Below are 14,521 nucleotides of genomic sequence, written 5' to 3' on the forward strand. Positions count from 1 at the left end.
CCTGCAAGCGTCATCCGTCCCATAGGTCGCGTTGGATCTCGCGCAGGAAGGCTGGGGTGTCGCGGAATCCGATGGCTCGCCCGTTCGTGCGGTCGAGAGCCTCAAGGTACGCACTGGCTATGCCCCCCTTCTCGACGTACTCACCTCCCTCCAAGGTGAACCGGACGACGGAATCGGGCAGGTTGTGCAGTCGGAAGCGGAACAGGAAACACGGCTCGCCCATGCCGAGTGGTGGGCCGGCACTGTGCGGCAGGACCAGGAGGCGGATACTCGCCTTGGCGGCCTTCTGCTCCCAAGCCTCCGCGATACCGATCAGGCGCTCCAGCTGTGCCCGCATCACCTGGCGACCGCCGACTGCGCGCCGCAGTGCCGTCTCGTCCAGGATCAGCCACAAGACCTGCGGCTTGTCCTCCAAGAACCTCCGACGCCCCTCCCCCGAGTGGAACCTCTGCTGGCGCAGGACGTTCAAGTCGACGCGGCGCTCGACGGTCTCCGGCGGAATGCCTTGAGCCTGCAGTGCGGCGCGGGTGTACTCCTCCGTCTGCAGGAGATCCGGAATGAACTGCGGGGCGTAGCCGCGGATGGTCTCCGCCGCTTCCTCCAGACTGAGGAGGCGCTTGAGGTAGGGCGGAACGACGTCCTTGTTGAAGACCTCCCACCACTGGGGAGAGTTCGCCGCGTTGACATCTGCCAGGAACGCGGCCACCTTCTCCTTGTCGTCGCCGAGGTACAGCTCCAGCACGCGGGCGACATTGGGGATCTTGAAGGATCCTCCCTCGGCGGCCTCCAGCCGACGGACGGTCTGCGCGTGCATGCCCAAGTAGTCCGCGACAGCCTGGAGGTCGAGGCCCGCGCGTTCGCGCAGGGCCGCGAGCCTCTTCCCGATCAACATCCGGGGCACAGTCGGAGTCGCCTTGCCCTTGGCCGAGGTCTCCTTGATGGCCACCATCCGATCTCCCTCCGTGATCGCAGTGTGCCACAGCACTACGTGTGGTTCCCATAGCGGGAATTACATTGGCTTGTAATTTACAAGACCCGCCTGAGGGCGGTGAGGTGTGGGGCTCAGCGGTTGCATCAGCCGCACAAGTGGCCTCGGTGCCACTTCCGTTGCACCGGCATCGACGGTTCTGAGCCCTTGCCGCTTCTGCTTCCGGAGCTTCACTGCCGCGTTCGATGCCGGCGCAGCCGTATCGCTTCCGCTGACCGGCATGTTTTGCCACGGGCAACACCGGCCATCAGAGCTCCAGTTCGGGGGCGCCACACAGCTTCGCCGACAAGGCGGTCTGTTCGCCGCCATCGCCCCGGCTCGTCCGGACCTACCTGGTCGTTGCACTACGCCTTGGGATCCGCTTCCCCGCCCATCCGGCTTTCACCGCTGCCCAGGTCGAGGCACGCACCGGCGGCGCGCAGATCCAGGCGACGAGCTGATGCCCCAGCTCGTGAGGGCTCGCACCAGACCCGCGCCCACTCACCTCGATAGCCTTGCGACGGCAGCGCAGCCTCCACGCCCGTATCGAGGCGACAACCTGAGCTGCCGCGGCGGCCGGGGACGATCCGCTGTGAGTCACGCTCACGCCCGGGAACAATGCTCGGGCAGCAGGCCGGGGTTCCGGCCAGCGGCCTGCACTCCGAGTCGGGGCGGGCCGGTGCACAGCCTCTCCGCCTGATGCGACGGCAGATGGTCAGGGACTGAGCTGCTCCCACCACCACGCGATGGAGGGGATTGGCGGGGCCACGTGGCTGCTGTCAAGGGGGTTGGAGGACCAGGCGAACACCGTGTCCGCGCCAGTGGGGGCGGGGGTAAGGGGTGCGGCCTGGGGCTGGTAGCGGGGGACGGTCAGGGACCAGTCCAGGTTGGCCCGGATGTAGTTGCTCAGTTGGTCGCAGTAGCGCCTCAGGCGCTTGTCACCGGTGGCTTTGATCTGTTCGCCGAGTCGGACGTAGAGAAGCATGATGCGGTCGTGGAGTTGCACCACCTTCTCCATGCCGTCCTCCACGCTGCCCCCGGGAGGGATGAGGATGGCCACGCAGTTGGTGTGGGTGGCACCGGCGTCCGCCTCCCGACGGTAGGAGACGAGGTCGTTCGCCAGCAGCACGAGCGTGTATGCGGCTGCGGTTGCGGCGCCCACTGCACTACCAGAGCGCAACTCGTCGGGAAGCCGCGTGCCCTCGGCGATCTCTATGAGTGCGTGATTGAGACACATCGCGCCGTCGCTGATTCTCGTCGCGAGGTGGTCAGATATGTCCGCTGGTTCGCCGCCGGCCTCGTTGCGCCGTGCTATGCCGGACAGGGAGCCGAGCATCCAGTCCATGTGTCCAGCCACCCAGCGCTGCCACATCATCGGAGCGAGCCTGCGGACCCGACGTGAGAGGTCGACGAACGCGTCGGAGATGAGGGTCTCGTCCCAACGTGCGGCCTCGGGTCGCTCGATGCGGTACAGGACACGCGTCGCGACCTCGAGAAACGCGTGCGGCTGGGTGCTGGTGGGCCCCATGTCGCAGTAGAGGTCGTCGAAGGCGAAGGCGACCGCCGACCAGTCCGAATAGAGCTGCAGGCCCTCGTCGGATGCCTGCGGTGCCGCGCGGCCCACTGCCTCACCCACCCGGCTCGCGACGGTCTGCTGACGTAGGGCGTCGTCGCTGTCGAAGATCCCGAAGCTGGCGAGCCACTCCACACTGCTTTCGCCGACCTTGTCGGCCTGCGGATGGATGCGCGTCGGCTCGATCGGGCAGTACACCCGGGGTACCCCCGCGGGCCAGGCCACCAACGCTGCCTCATTCGCCTGCGTGTTGATGGCCGGCCCATCGTTCTCAGTGCCGTACACGAACCCTCCCTGGTTGTCGCAGAGACACGCCGCGCCCAGCGCCACTCCACACCCGATCATTGTGCACACTTATATGGCCGAAAAACGCCCCGCCGCCGTAGAGGTTGAGACAAGGCGCGCCGTGCACTGTCCCACCTGCACGGGTACGGAGCCGTTTGTGGCGGTGAAGGAGGCCTGCGTTTGAGGCCGCAAGGCGCCAGTTGGCAACGCATCAGCGTTTATGACCGGGCATCAGAGCAAACGTGTGTGCCAGATATGCTCCGGACCTGTGATCGTTCGATCTCCTCTTCGAGGGTTAAGGGTGCCGGTGAAGCCTTCGCGCATCGCGGCGTGCCCAGACGTACACAGGGCCGACCCCGCCCCGGCGACCGCATCGGAGACCGCCAGGGCCGACACCATGGGCCGAGCCGCCGGCAGGCAACACGGTGGTCCAGACCGGTGCATCGGCGGTAGATCCCATCGCCGGGTGGCCCGAACCGTTCGAGGCTGCCAGTAGGAAGCAGCCGCCAGCTCTCGCACCGCCGTCGGCGCGTGTCCCGCCCGGGCCGCGACGCCAGCTCCTCATGCCACGTATCTCGCGCCACTTGGAGGCTTCATGCACACCCCCCCTGGCCCGCCGCCGCAGTGCCCCGCACACGGAGGGGGCCCGCTCCGCCTGTACGGGCAGGAGGCCGAGGCGGATCCCATGGCCCTCTACGAACGTGCCCGAGACACGCACGGCTCGATTGCACCTGTGCTGGTCCTGGACGACCTCCCTGCCTGGCTGGTGCTCGGCTACCGCGAGAACCTGCAGGTCGCACGGAACGCCAACCTCTTCTCCCGCGACCCCCGAAACTGGCGGGCCCTGCAGGAGGGCAAGGTCCGCGATGACCACCCGCTGAGCCCCATGACGACCTGGTGGCCGGTGGTCAACTTCAACGACGGTGAGGTGCACAAGAGGTTGAGCGACGCCGTCAAGGACGGACTGCGCCGCTTCGAACGTCTCGGCCTCCACCGCTACGTGGCCCGTTGCTCCAATCAACTCATCGACGACTTCGCGAACGGCCGGGCAGACTTGGTGGCGGACTTCGCCATGCAGTTGCCGATCCTGGTCATGGGACACCTCGTCGGTGTGCACGAGGAGCACGGTCCGAAGCTCGTCCACGCCGTGCCCGACATGCTCCAGGGCACGGACACCTCGCTGGCGAGCGATCGATACGTCACCACGGTGCTCCAGGACCTGGTCAAAGAGCGGAAGAACGCGCCGGCACACGACTTGACGTCATGGCTGCTGGAGCATCCCTCGCAGCTCACAGACGAGGAAGTGCTCGCGCACGTCCGGGTCACGCTCGTTGCCGCCTGCGAGACCACAGCGACCCTCATCGCCAACACCCTCCGGATGGTGCTCACGGATCAGCGATGGCGGGCGCACCTGTCCGGCGGTCAGATGACCCTGCCGGAAGCGGTGGAGCAGATGCTGTGGGACCAGCCCCCGCTCAACACCATCATCGGGCGATGGGCCACCGAGACCACCCAACTGGGCGGGCACACGATCCAGAAGGGCGACATGCTTCTCCTGGGTTTGGCTGCCGGCAACCAGGACCCCGCCGTCCGGCCGGCAGACGACGATCTGTCCGCACCGATCCACACCAACCGTTCCCACCTCGCCTTCAGCAGCGGCGCCCACGAATGCCCGGGGCAGGACATCGGGCGCGCCATCGCCCAGGCAGGGATCGACACCCTCCTGGCACGCGTCACCGGTCTCGCACTATCGGTTCCGGAGGAGGAGCTGCGGCGCAGCGGCACGTTGATGTCGCAACACCTGATCAGCCTTCCCGTCACCTTCCTTCCGCCGGAGGCCAAGGGCACCGACCCGACCACGGCGGGGCAGTGGGCGACACAGGCCACGGCGCACGTAGGCACGCCGAGAGCCTGACCGCAGTCACCTCTTCGTGACCGCACATTGCAGTGACTGAAGAGTCGGCCCGGTGAAATGGCACTGAGTGCAACGTCATTGCCTTCGCGACGAGGCAGGCCTTGCGCACAGCAGCGTCGTCCGCTGAAGTGATTCCGCGGTGCAGCAGTCCCACGGTGTGACACCGCCCGCCTGTCCCGACCGGTCTCGGGTAACGGGCGCGCAAGGCTGGCATCGGGCCATGCCAGCACAGACCGGGCGCCGTGTGGCCCCCCTCCGGCGCCCGGTCCGCGCTGCGTGGATGTCACCCCCTTGGATATGAGGACACCCGTGAGAGCCGCCTTGCCTTTCCCCACAGCCCCGGGCGCCATGCCCCTCCTTGGGCATCTCTCCCAGCTGGTCCGCGCCCCGTTGCCCTTCGTTCGGCAGTTGCGCCTCCACGGCCCGGTGGTCCGTCTGCGGCTCGCGCACCGTGACGTCCTCGCCGTCACCGCCCCACGGCTGGTCCGCCAGATACTGGTCGACGACCAGCGCCGGTTCGACAAGGGCGGCCCGATCGCGGACTCCATGAAGGCCACGCTGGGTACCAACTTGGTCACCTGCCCCGCCGACGACCACGCCCGACAGCGGGCCTTGGTCAACCCGGGCTTTCACCCCTCGCGGATGCCGGCCTACTCCGAGGCCATGCGTGTGGCGGCCGTGGAGGTCACCGACTCCTGGACGCCCGGCCAAACCCTCCACCTGGAGCACGAAGCGCACCGGCTGGCCGCCCTTGCCGCGTCGCGGTCCCTCGTGTCCGCGCCGACAGCGGAATCCGCTGCCGCCGTGCTCGCCGAGGCGCTTCCGGATATCAGCCGCGGCATGTACTGGCGTGGCATGTTCGGCAAGGCCTTCTCCAAGCTCCCCCTCGCGGTCAACCGACGCCATGAGCGGCAGATGGCGCGGACCCGCAAGGCCATGGACCTGGTCACCGCGCAGTACCGCAACGGCCAGGACCATGGAGATGTGCTGTCCAGGATCGCCCCCGCGTGTGAGCTCGAGGCGAATCCGCACCAGGCCATCCACGACCAGGTCCTCACGCTCCTCTTCGGAGCCGTGGAGACAACGGCGGCTGCCCTCGTGTGGATCCTCCGCCTGGTCAGCGAGCACCAGATCACCCCGCGGATCCACACGGAGCTGCACGAGGTCCTGGGAAGCCGGCCCCCATGCCATGAGGACATCCCTCAACTCGCCTACACACAACGGATCATCACCGAGGCACTCCGCCTCCATCCGCCGGCCTGGCTCGGAACGCGCAAGACGACGGCACCCGTATCCTGGCCGGAGGGCACCATCCCGCCTGGCACAGATGTCATCTTCAGCCCCTACGCTCTGCACCGCGATCCGACCGTCTTCGCGGACCCCGACGAGTTCCGCCCAGACCGGTGGACGCCTGAGAACGCGACTTCGGAGCAGCTCCGGCTGCATTTGGCCTTCGGGGCCGGCACACGCAAGTGCATCGGCGACACCTTTGCCATGAATGAGTTGACCCTCGCCCTCGCGGTCATCCTCAGCAGGTGGCAGTTGCACCATCACCCCAGCTCAGCGACCCAACCAACCCCTCGATTCATCCTGGCACCGCCACCCACCCCCGTGACTGTGCAACCGCGCGAGGACTGACACTGCCGTGGTGGGGCTCGCCCGGCTCCTGGTTGCCGCGGCCGGGCAGCCTGCGATTCGGGCTCTCCGTCGAGGCCGGCACCCGACATCCATACGGCGAATGATGTGACGCCCGGAACAGGCGGGAGGGCCCCCCGCGGACGCACCCCCACACTGCGGCACCGGCTGAACTGGAAACGTGCCTCGATGGCCGCCGCCCTCGGTTACCACGCCGCCGACCCCGGCCGTGGTCCGCGACTGTGTTTCCACCTCAAACCGGGCAGCTACGACACCACTGCCCTGATCGAGATGCTTGAGCAGGTCAAAGTGTTCTACGCAGGAGAGCCGGTGGTACTGGTCTGGGACGGGCTGTCCGCCCACTGGAGCCGAAGCATGCGAGCTTGGGTCGCCGAACAGGACTGGCTCACACTGGAACGACTGCCCGCCTACGCGCCCGAACTCAACCCGGTGGAACTGCTGTGGTCGGCACTGAAGGCGCGTGAGCTCACCAACCTCGCCGTCGACCACCTCGCGGACGTCGCCGACGCCGCCGAACGCGGCATTCACCGCATCAGCCAGAACGACCAACTCCCCTGGTCCTTCCTCATCCACACAGGACTGACCATCCACCAACCACACCCACAGAACTAACGAAAACCTCAGTAGGGTCAGGAATCCAGACCGATCATGAGAGGAACCACCATGGACGTCGAGCAAGCTCGTTTGCGCGTCGCGGACATCCGCGCGGCTGGTGACGCGGTGTCTACCGGTGACCTGGAAGCGGTGTGGTCAGCGCTGCCCGCCGTGCGGCCGGAAGACATCCTCGGCTCCTGGAAGGGATACGCCGTCGCGACAGGGCATCGCGTCGAAGCCATGCTGAAGGAGGCGAAGTGGTACGGCAAAAACTTCAAGTCTATTTCTGACGTGCACCCTCTGATCTGCCGCGATGCAGACGGGCAGCTGTACTCCAACATCGAGTTGGGCCAGGGCAAGGCGACTCTGCGGGCGGACGCATTCCGCGGCGAGACGACCGCCTGCATGGTCTACGACGGCCGGCCCATCCGCGACTACTTCAAGCAGGTCGATGAGCACTTTCTGCTGGGCGTCATGGACGGCTCGGACGTCCTTGATGAGGGGCGCCACTTCTACTTCATTCTCGAACGCGACAACTGACGACCCAGCATCGTTATCCATCGCGGCCTGCGACGGCCGCGCGCTCATGCCGAGCACCGCACGACGACCGCGAACAATGGGGAACACCCGAAATGCGTATACAGGCAGCATGTGTGGAGTCCATCGGCGGGCCCTTCATCATCCGCGACCTCGACCTTGAGGGCCCCGGGCCCGGCGAGGTCCTGGTACGAATCAGGGCGGCGGGCATCTGCCACACCGACCTCAGCGCCCGGCAGTTGTGGCCGCGACTGCCCATGGTGTTCGGCCACGAAGGCGCTGGCACCGTCGAGGCCGTCGGAGCAGGCGTGAAGAACGTCGGCCCCGGCGACAATGTATGTCTGAGCTACCGCAGTTGCGGCACCTGTGATCAATGCGCCACAGGCCAAACGGCCTACTGCTCCACCGGCATCAACGCACTCAACGCCAGTGGGACTCGGCCCGACGGCAGCACCGCACTGTCCCGCGACGGTGCACCGGTGCACGGTCACTTCTTCAGCCAAAGCAGTTTTGCCACCTACGCACTCGCCCACGAACGCAATTGCGTGAAGATCGGCGACCTCTCCCCTGTTCTGGCGGCTCCTCTGGGCTGCGGCGTACAGACCGGTGCAGGCACCGTCCTCAACGTGCTGCGTCCCGAACCAGGATCGGTACTGGCGGTCTTCGGTGCGGGCAGCGTCGGTTTGAGCGCCGCCATGGCCGCCGTCGCGGTCGGGTGCACGGTGGTCGCCGTCGACCCCGCCCCCGCACGCCGTGAAGCCGCGCAGCAGCTTGGCGCCACAGTTATCGACCCTGCAGCAGCGGACGTACCTGCAGCCATCCGTGACGCCACCGACGGCGGGCCCCACCACGCTCTCGATACCACCGGCCAGTCAGCAGTGATCTCGCAGGCCATCGCGGCGCTTCGGCAGCGTGGCACACTCGCGCTGGTGGGCATCGGGAAGACGGCCGAGTTCGATGTCATGACCGTCATGACCAAGGGCCTCAGCCTGCGCGGCGTCATCGAGGGGGACGCGGAGCCCGCCCTCTTCATCCCCCGGCTCATCGAGCTACACCAGCAGGGAAAGCTCCCCCTCGAGCGGATTATCACAGAATTCCCGTTCACCCAGATTGAGGCGGCCGCGCAAGCCTCATTGGCGGGCGAAGCCATCAAGCCGGTCCTCACCTTCGCCTGACGATGCGCCTACCGGTTGTTCGAGGCCGTGGTGCGAGCACATTGCCGACGTGGAGCACGGGAAGGAGAAGAGGACGGACGCCATGGCCGCGACCAACGGCCGCGCCGGTAAGCGGACGCACAGCGTCTGGCTGACCGAGCGCCCACCGCTCTAGCGCAAGGCGGAACAGCCGGCCGGATTCAACCTCGACAAGATCGTCGGGGCACCGTCCGGCTGCTGGACGACGAGGGGCTGGCGAGGTTCTCAATGCGCCGGCTCGCCGCCGAGCTCGGTGTCACCGCGATGTCCGTCTACTGATACGTCGACGCCAAGAACGATCTTCTGGAGCTCGCCTCGACGCGGTGGCCAGCGAACTGCCGTTGCCTGACGAGTCGGAGGCCAGCGCCAACTGGCGCGAACAGCTCCGGGTCCTCGCCACCGGCTACCGCAACATGCTGCTGCGTCACCCCTGGGCGTCCCGGCTGCTGGCCGAGTTCATCAACATCGGCTCGCACTCGACGGCGTTCTCCAACGCCACCCTGCAGGTGATAGGGCGCAGCGGCCTGAAAGACGTGTGCACGTCCGGTGCGCTGGCGTCGCTGTTCCACTTCGTCTACGGCTTCGCGACGATCCGGGCAACGCACGAAGCGCGGTGCCGGGCCGCGGGCATCAGCCTGCACGACGACTTCGAGCAGGTCGTCTCGGCCATCTCGAGCCACCCGGAGTTCGCGGAGATGAAGGAGTTGTCCAGCCGGGGCGACCAGGTCCGTACGAGCCGGTCGGCCGCGGCGATGCTGGACCGGGACTTCGCCTTCGCACTCGACCTGCAGATCGCGGGAATCGAGGCAATGCGGGGCGGGGAGCGCGGGGAGGGGTGATCGGGACGAGGGCCCTCAGGCGACACCGCCCGGCGCAGCAAGACAATGACTTCTGTGTCATGACTCACCAGAGCTGCTCACTGCCGCTGGTGTGCTCCGCTCCCTTCGAGGGCGAAGCCCACCGGAACTGCAGCCTTGTGACGTCAGAGCACCGTGTAGGTGCCTCGCGCCGAAGGGGCTACCCCGTTTCCCGGCTTCACAAGACCGTTGAGGTGATGTGAAAGAATATTCGAGAGCAATTGTCAATTCCTGTGGATCGGTGGTGCGTTTCAGCCCTCCTCGGGCTTCTGGTCCTTGGCTTCGAGGAGGCGGCGGAGACGTCGGATCTCGGCGATCAGGCGGGGAATGTCCTGGCGGGCGTTAGCGATGAAGTGGGCGTTCTCGTCCCAGCGTTCGTCCGCGACGTCGACATATCGTGGCTGCTGGACCAGGGTGGCGGCCACGATCTGACGGTGGTCGAAGTCTGGCCAGCGTTCGCCGGCTCCGGTGTCGGGGACAGTACTGATGGCAACGAGGCTCATGGCGAAGTCGTCGTCCAGTTGGCGTACGTGCCACGGGCCGGGAGTCGCAGCACCGGCAAGCTCCTCGATCTCGGCGAGTTCCTCGTTGGTCAGCGGATTGGGGGTGTCCATCAGGCTGCCCGCTCCTCGCGTTCAACCAGCTGACCACGTTTGAAACGGGCTCGGGTGCGGACAAGGGCAACGAGGTGGGGCGCGTTCACGGCTCGCCAGCGGGCTTGAGCGGACTCGATTAGTTTGAAGACCATGGCCAGTCCGGCCGCGCGGGAGCCGGCGCCTCTGGTGACCTTGGTCCGCAGGCGCACGGTGGCGAAGGTCGACTCGATCGGGTTGGTGGTCCGCAGATGGATCCACGGCTCGGCGGGAAAGTCGAAGAACGCCAGGAGTTCGTCCTCGTCGTCTGTGATCCGCTTGACGACCTTGGGGTATTTGGCCTCGTAGGTTCGTTCGAAGTCACGGACGGCCCGGGCCGCGTGCTCCTTGTCCTCAGCGCTGTAGATCTTCTGGATCGCAGGCTTGGCCGCGGGCTGGGCTGACTTCGGCAGCGCGTCCAAAACCTTGGCGGTTTTGTGAACCCAGCATCCTTGATGGCGGGTGTCGTGGAAGACCTCGCTCAGCGCGTCCCAGAACCCGAGAACGCCGTCGCCGACGGCCAGGACCGGGGCCCGCATGTCCCGACGGGCGCAGTCCCACAGCAGGCCCGCCCATGCCTCGGACGACTCGGTGGAACCGCCGGTCATCGCAATCAGCTCCTTCGTACCGTCCGCACGCACCCCCATCAGCACCAGGACCGCGGCCTGCGCCTCCTCCAGGCGGATGCGCAGGTGGACGTCGTCCGCCCAGACGTACACGTAGTCCCTGGCGGACAGCTCCCGGTCCATGAACGCCGTGTGGTCGGCTTGCCATTGGGCGGTCAGCCTCGTCACGGTGGCGGGCGAGAGGCCGGCCGAGGAGCCGAGAAACTGCTCCAGCACGGGCACGAAGTCGCCAGAGGAGAGGCCGTGCAGGTAGAGCAGCGGCAGCACCTCACTGATCTGCGGGAACTTGCGGCACCAAGGCGGCAGGATCGCCGAAGAGAACCGCTTGCGCTCACCCGTCGTGTCACCGACGCGCTTGTCGTTCACGCGCGGGGCCCGCACCTCTACCGTCCCGGCGGCCTTGGCGACCATCCTCGGCTGGTGGTAGCCGTTGCACACGACCAGGCGGCGACCGTCGCCGTCCCGTACATCGGCCAACTCGGCTATGTAGCTATTGACTTCGGCTTCCAGCGCGGCGGCCAGCATCCGCCGGGCGCCCTCGTGGACGATCTCGTCGATCAGCGAGCTGTTTGGCGTGGAACCGTCAGCATTGACTACCGTGAGCACGGCGTGCCTTCCCGACCGACGCGCCAACGTCGGCCTACTCGATGACCATCACAGGATCATTCGGGAAGTTACGCCCTTCGCGTTGCCTCCCCGACACCGATCCACAGGCCTTGAGCGTTGCTCCGAATTCGATCGATCCCGGCCTGCCCTGCCACCCAGGGCCGCGTTGATCTCATGAACACGCATCCGTACGTCGGGCTTTCTGAGTCGCAGCCGGCGCCGCATCGATAAGCGCGTGGCAGATGCGGGCACGGAGAGGGAGATTCCTAAGGCGAATGCCCCACACCGGCTGCATACCCGACCCCATTGTCGAACACGGCGTCCAGGAATCTTCCCCCCTCATGGTGTGAGTCGCGTCAGACGCAGCTGATGGGTCCTCCAGGTGCCGGCTGGTACAGGTACCAGATCACGAAGAGCTGCAGGGCGATCAAGGGGATGTCCAATGCAATGGCGACCAGCGCCAACTTGCCCTGCCAGCCGTGGCCCACCCATGCGCCGCGTCGCCGGGCGCGTCGGGCAAGCCACCAGAACAGCACGAGCGTGAGAATCCCAAAGGTCAGCGCCCCGTAGGCGCTTGAGTAGATCTGCCAGGTCAGCGGCAAGTCACCGCAGTGCGCCCATTCTGCAGCGGTGTGCGCGTCGTCAGCTTTCCCATACGCTGCGAGACCGCACAGTCCGAGTACCGCGAACAGCGGGACCAGCAGAGCGGATGGCTGAGTACTGGCGGGTTTGTTGGCCATCAGTTATCAGTACCAATCCGGGTGGGGGCGGACGATGCGCACCCGTTGCTGCCCCTCGGCCTTCTCCACTGCCGGGAGACGGCCCTGCAAACTCGCGTTCTGATACGGGTCGCTGTGCTGCGTGTACTTGATCTCGCCGTCCGGCATCACCGCGGTGACGATTGCGGCGTGGTGGGCCGCCCCCTTCTTCAGCCCATCGTTCGGTCCGGCCTGGTCGTAGTAGATGATGTCGCCGGGTCTGGCCTGGGAACGATCAACCTCTTCGCCGCCGTGCTTGAGCATGAAGCTCTGCTGGTTCTCGGCGCCGGCCCACGTCTTGGAGTGCCCGAGAGAGCGGTCTATCTGCTCAAATCCAGGGAAATGAATCCCGGTGGGATTCCCCCGCATCCAAGTGTCGTCTCCGCGAGTCCCTTCCCAGAACGAGGTCTTTTCCTGCATGCCTGCGTGGGCCAACGCGTTGGAGACGAAGTTGGTGCAGTTGTTGCCGAAATCAACTGGATCATCCTGGTCCCAATTGTCGAAGGCGTATTCCACCATCTTGACCCGGTCGAACTTTCCGTCCGTGCCGCGCATCTCGCGTTTGACGTTCTCGGGGATTCCGTCGAGGTGGGCGAGTTTCACCGGTTCGGCCCGCATCATGTCGTGCTGCTGCTTCGCGCTCAGGCTGTTCCACCAGGCACGCACGACGGCCGGATCGGTGTCCGCCTTGGGGATGTCGGCGGCAAGCATGTCCATCTCGACATGCGAAGCACGGTTTTGCTCCGCGAGGGCCTTGTCCGGGTCACTGATTCCAACCATGCCTGCGAGGCGATTCAGCTCGGCAGTTGCTCTTTCGTCAGCTTCGGTTGCCTGCCGAAGCGCCTGGTCGCGCAACGCAACGATCTCGTTGTACGCCTGCTGCTGGTCCGCATCAGCGTTCGGCCCGGGGCACTCCAGCGGCATGCCGTCATCCCCAAGGGGTAGGCCATGGGCCCGCGAGAGATCGGTGATCTGGCAGGCGATGCTCATCGCCGTGTCAAGGCTGGTGTGCATCCCTTCCATGACCATCTTGACGCTTAGCAGCAGGTCATACGCCGACTCCAGCTGGTTGGCCAGCTTCACGAAATCGCCTGCTGCGGCCGCACCGACCTCGTCGGCCCAATTGTCGGCGAGAGGCTTGGCGCCCTGCTCGCGTACGTCGTTCGCGGCGTTCAGCGCATACTTCGCCAACGCCGCCCAGTCATCCGCCGCATCCTTCCACTTCCGGGGGTGGGCGCTGATGAGATCCGAGTACGAGACCACGGTCAGTGCCTCCCCAGATCCTGCATGCCGGCCCTCAGGCGTGAGACGGCTTCCTGGTCCGCGGCGTCGTAACCGTCGGCGGAATCCTGCAACCGCTGCCCCAGCTCTCCCATCCTCTTGGCAAGCTCGATCATGTGGTCCTGCCACGCTGTGCGGCACGCCATCACCGCGTTACCGCACTTCCAGAACATGGCGTCGAAGTAGACCTCCTGAGAGCTGTCAAGAACATGCGACAGGCGCCGCTGCGTATCACTCGACAACGCTTTCATGTCATCGCCGGTGCTACGGACCTTCGCCGTGTCCACCCGTATGTCGCCCACGGGCTTTCCCCCCCCCCCCGGTACTGCAATCGAATCGCTCCGCACGTGGTCTTGCAGGTGGTCTTGCACACGACCTCGTACGCCGTACCCGCTCACCGTACGAGGTCGCCTGCAGGACCGCGAAACAGGGGGCTGACCAGGCGGTTCTGAGGCAAAATGACCTACGTGTGCTGCTCTGGCACGTTGGTGACAAGCGACATGCCGTTCGGGGTGCTTGAGCGACGTGAGGGCTTCTGGCTCAGTGCGGATTGCGACATCTACGCCGTTGAGGAGCGGCCTCGGGATCCTCCGGAACGTGCCGTTGACCGCGCGTCCGGCGGACTGAGACTGGCCCTTGCGCAGAGCGGCCGAACGGTTCCGAACAGCCACACAACTGCCGCGCAATGGATCGGCCGCCACCGACTGCACGGCTGGGCAAGTACGGAGGTCTGCTCCGGCAGCCCCCACCACCGCTCCCCGTGCCCGCGGGGATTGACGCCTGGCCGGTCGTGGTGTGGGACAAGGCGTACTCGTCGTGGGCGATCCGGCAGGGCCTGCGTCGGCGGGCATCCGGGCAGTCATTCCGGAACGGGCGCCGATCAGATCGCCAACCGCCAATGCCGCGGCAAGGCCAGCGGCAGATCGCCGGCCTTCGACCGTGACCTCTTAGAGCTCCTAACGCAATGTGACTTGCAAGCGTCGCCAGCAGATGAGTGAGCAGGCGAGTTTGAGGAACGCTTCGTGGATGTCGTCGCGGGTT

The 14,521-nt window shown here is 66.2% G+C and carries 13 protein-coding genes; 6 read left to right on the plus strand and 7 right to left on the minus strand.

Features of this window, described 5'->3' with window-relative positions; genetic code table 11:
* Positions 1 to 10: 10 nt before the first annotated feature.
* Entirely contained in the window at positions 11 to 949 is a 939-nt protein-coding gene (locus AB0C96_RS35720) for a helix-turn-helix transcriptional regulator (protein ID WP_362923443.1), read from the minus strand.
* A 733-nt stretch (positions 950 to 1,682) separates the two neighbouring features.
* Positions 1,683 to 2,825, minus strand: coding sequence for a hypothetical protein (locus AB0C96_RS35725; protein WP_362923445.1), 1,143 nt, complete (start codon positions 2,823 to 2,825; stop codon positions 1,683 to 1,685).
* Between the two features lie 595 nt (positions 2,826 to 3,420).
* On the opposite strand from AB0C96_RS35725, the gene AB0C96_RS35730 reads away from it, so the two are divergent.
* From AB0C96_RS35730 to AB0C96_RS35755, 6 genes are all read left to right on the plus strand, one after another.
* Entirely contained in the window at positions 3,421 to 4,740 is a 1,320-nt protein-coding gene (locus AB0C96_RS35730; RefSeq protein ID WP_362923447.1) for a cytochrome P450, read from the plus strand.
* A gap of 297 nt (positions 4,741 to 5,037) precedes the next feature.
* The gene (locus AB0C96_RS35735; protein WP_362923449.1) at positions 5,038 to 6,378 is read left to right on the plus strand and encodes a cytochrome P450; all 1,341 of its coding nucleotides are present in this window, start codon (positions 5,038 to 5,040) and stop codon (positions 6,376 to 6,378) included.
* Between the two features lie 105 nt (positions 6,379 to 6,483).
* A complete protein-coding gene (locus AB0C96_RS35740) occupies positions 6,484 to 7,008 on the plus strand; it encodes a transposase (protein WP_362923451.1) in 525 nt (174 codons plus the stop codon).
* 51 nt (positions 7,009 to 7,059) lie between these two features.
* Positions 7,060 to 7,530, plus strand: coding sequence for a DUF4334 domain-containing protein (locus AB0C96_RS35745; protein WP_362923453.1), 471 nt, complete (start codon positions 7,060 to 7,062; stop codon positions 7,528 to 7,530).
* A gap of 92 nt (positions 7,531 to 7,622) precedes the next feature.
* Positions 7,623 to 8,702 (plus strand): NAD(P)-dependent alcohol dehydrogenase, encoded by a 1,080-nt coding sequence (locus AB0C96_RS35750; protein WP_362923454.1) that lies wholly within the window; start codon positions 7,623 to 7,625, stop codon positions 8,700 to 8,702.
* A 341-nt stretch (positions 8,703 to 9,043) separates the two neighbouring features.
* The gene (locus tag AB0C96_RS35755) at positions 9,044 to 9,559 is read left to right on the plus strand and encodes a TetR/AcrR family transcriptional regulator C-terminal domain-containing protein (protein ID WP_362923456.1); all 516 of its coding nucleotides are present in this window, start codon (positions 9,044 to 9,046) and stop codon (positions 9,557 to 9,559) included.
* A gap of 269 nt (positions 9,560 to 9,828) precedes the next feature.
* Here AB0C96_RS35755 and AB0C96_RS35760 read toward each other — a convergent pair whose 3' ends face one another.
* The 5 genes from AB0C96_RS35760 to AB0C96_RS35780 all read right to left on the minus strand — a co-directional run bounded on the left by AB0C96_RS35760 (position 9,829) and on the right by AB0C96_RS35780 (position 13,782).
* Positions 9,829 to 10,191 carry a hypothetical protein gene (locus AB0C96_RS35760; protein ID WP_362923457.1) on the minus strand — a complete coding sequence of 121 codons (363 nt, stop codon included), beginning with the start codon at positions 10,189 to 10,191 and terminating at the stop codon, positions 9,829 to 9,831.
* Positions 10,191 to 11,441 (minus strand): IS256 family transposase, encoded by a 1,251-nt coding sequence (locus AB0C96_RS35765; RefSeq protein WP_362923459.1) that lies wholly within the window; start codon positions 11,439 to 11,441, stop codon positions 10,191 to 10,193. Before AB0C96_RS35765 ends, AB0C96_RS35760 begins: the two co-directional genes overlap by 1 nt.
* 356 nt (positions 11,442 to 11,797) lie before the next feature.
* Positions 11,798 to 12,181, minus strand: a complete 384-nt coding sequence (locus tag AB0C96_RS35770; protein ID WP_362923460.1) for a hypothetical protein — start codon at positions 12,179 to 12,181, stop codon at positions 11,798 to 11,800.
* Positions 12,182 to 12,187: 6 nt separating this feature from the next.
* Positions 12,188 to 13,462 (minus strand): amidase domain-containing protein, encoded by a 1,275-nt coding sequence (locus tag AB0C96_RS35775; protein WP_362923462.1) that lies wholly within the window; start codon positions 13,460 to 13,462, stop codon positions 12,188 to 12,190.
* Positions 13,463 to 13,464: 2 nt separating this feature from the next.
* Positions 13,465 to 13,782, minus strand: coding sequence for a type VII secretion target (locus tag AB0C96_RS35780; protein WP_362923464.1), 318 nt, complete (start codon positions 13,780 to 13,782; stop codon positions 13,465 to 13,467).
* Positions 13,783 to 14,521: the final 739 nt, after the last annotated feature.

It is taken from the genome of Streptomyces sp. NPDC048506 (assembly GCF_040651315.1).
Taxonomy (GTDB): domain Bacteria; phylum Actinomycetota; class Actinomycetes; order Streptomycetales; family Streptomycetaceae; genus Streptomyces.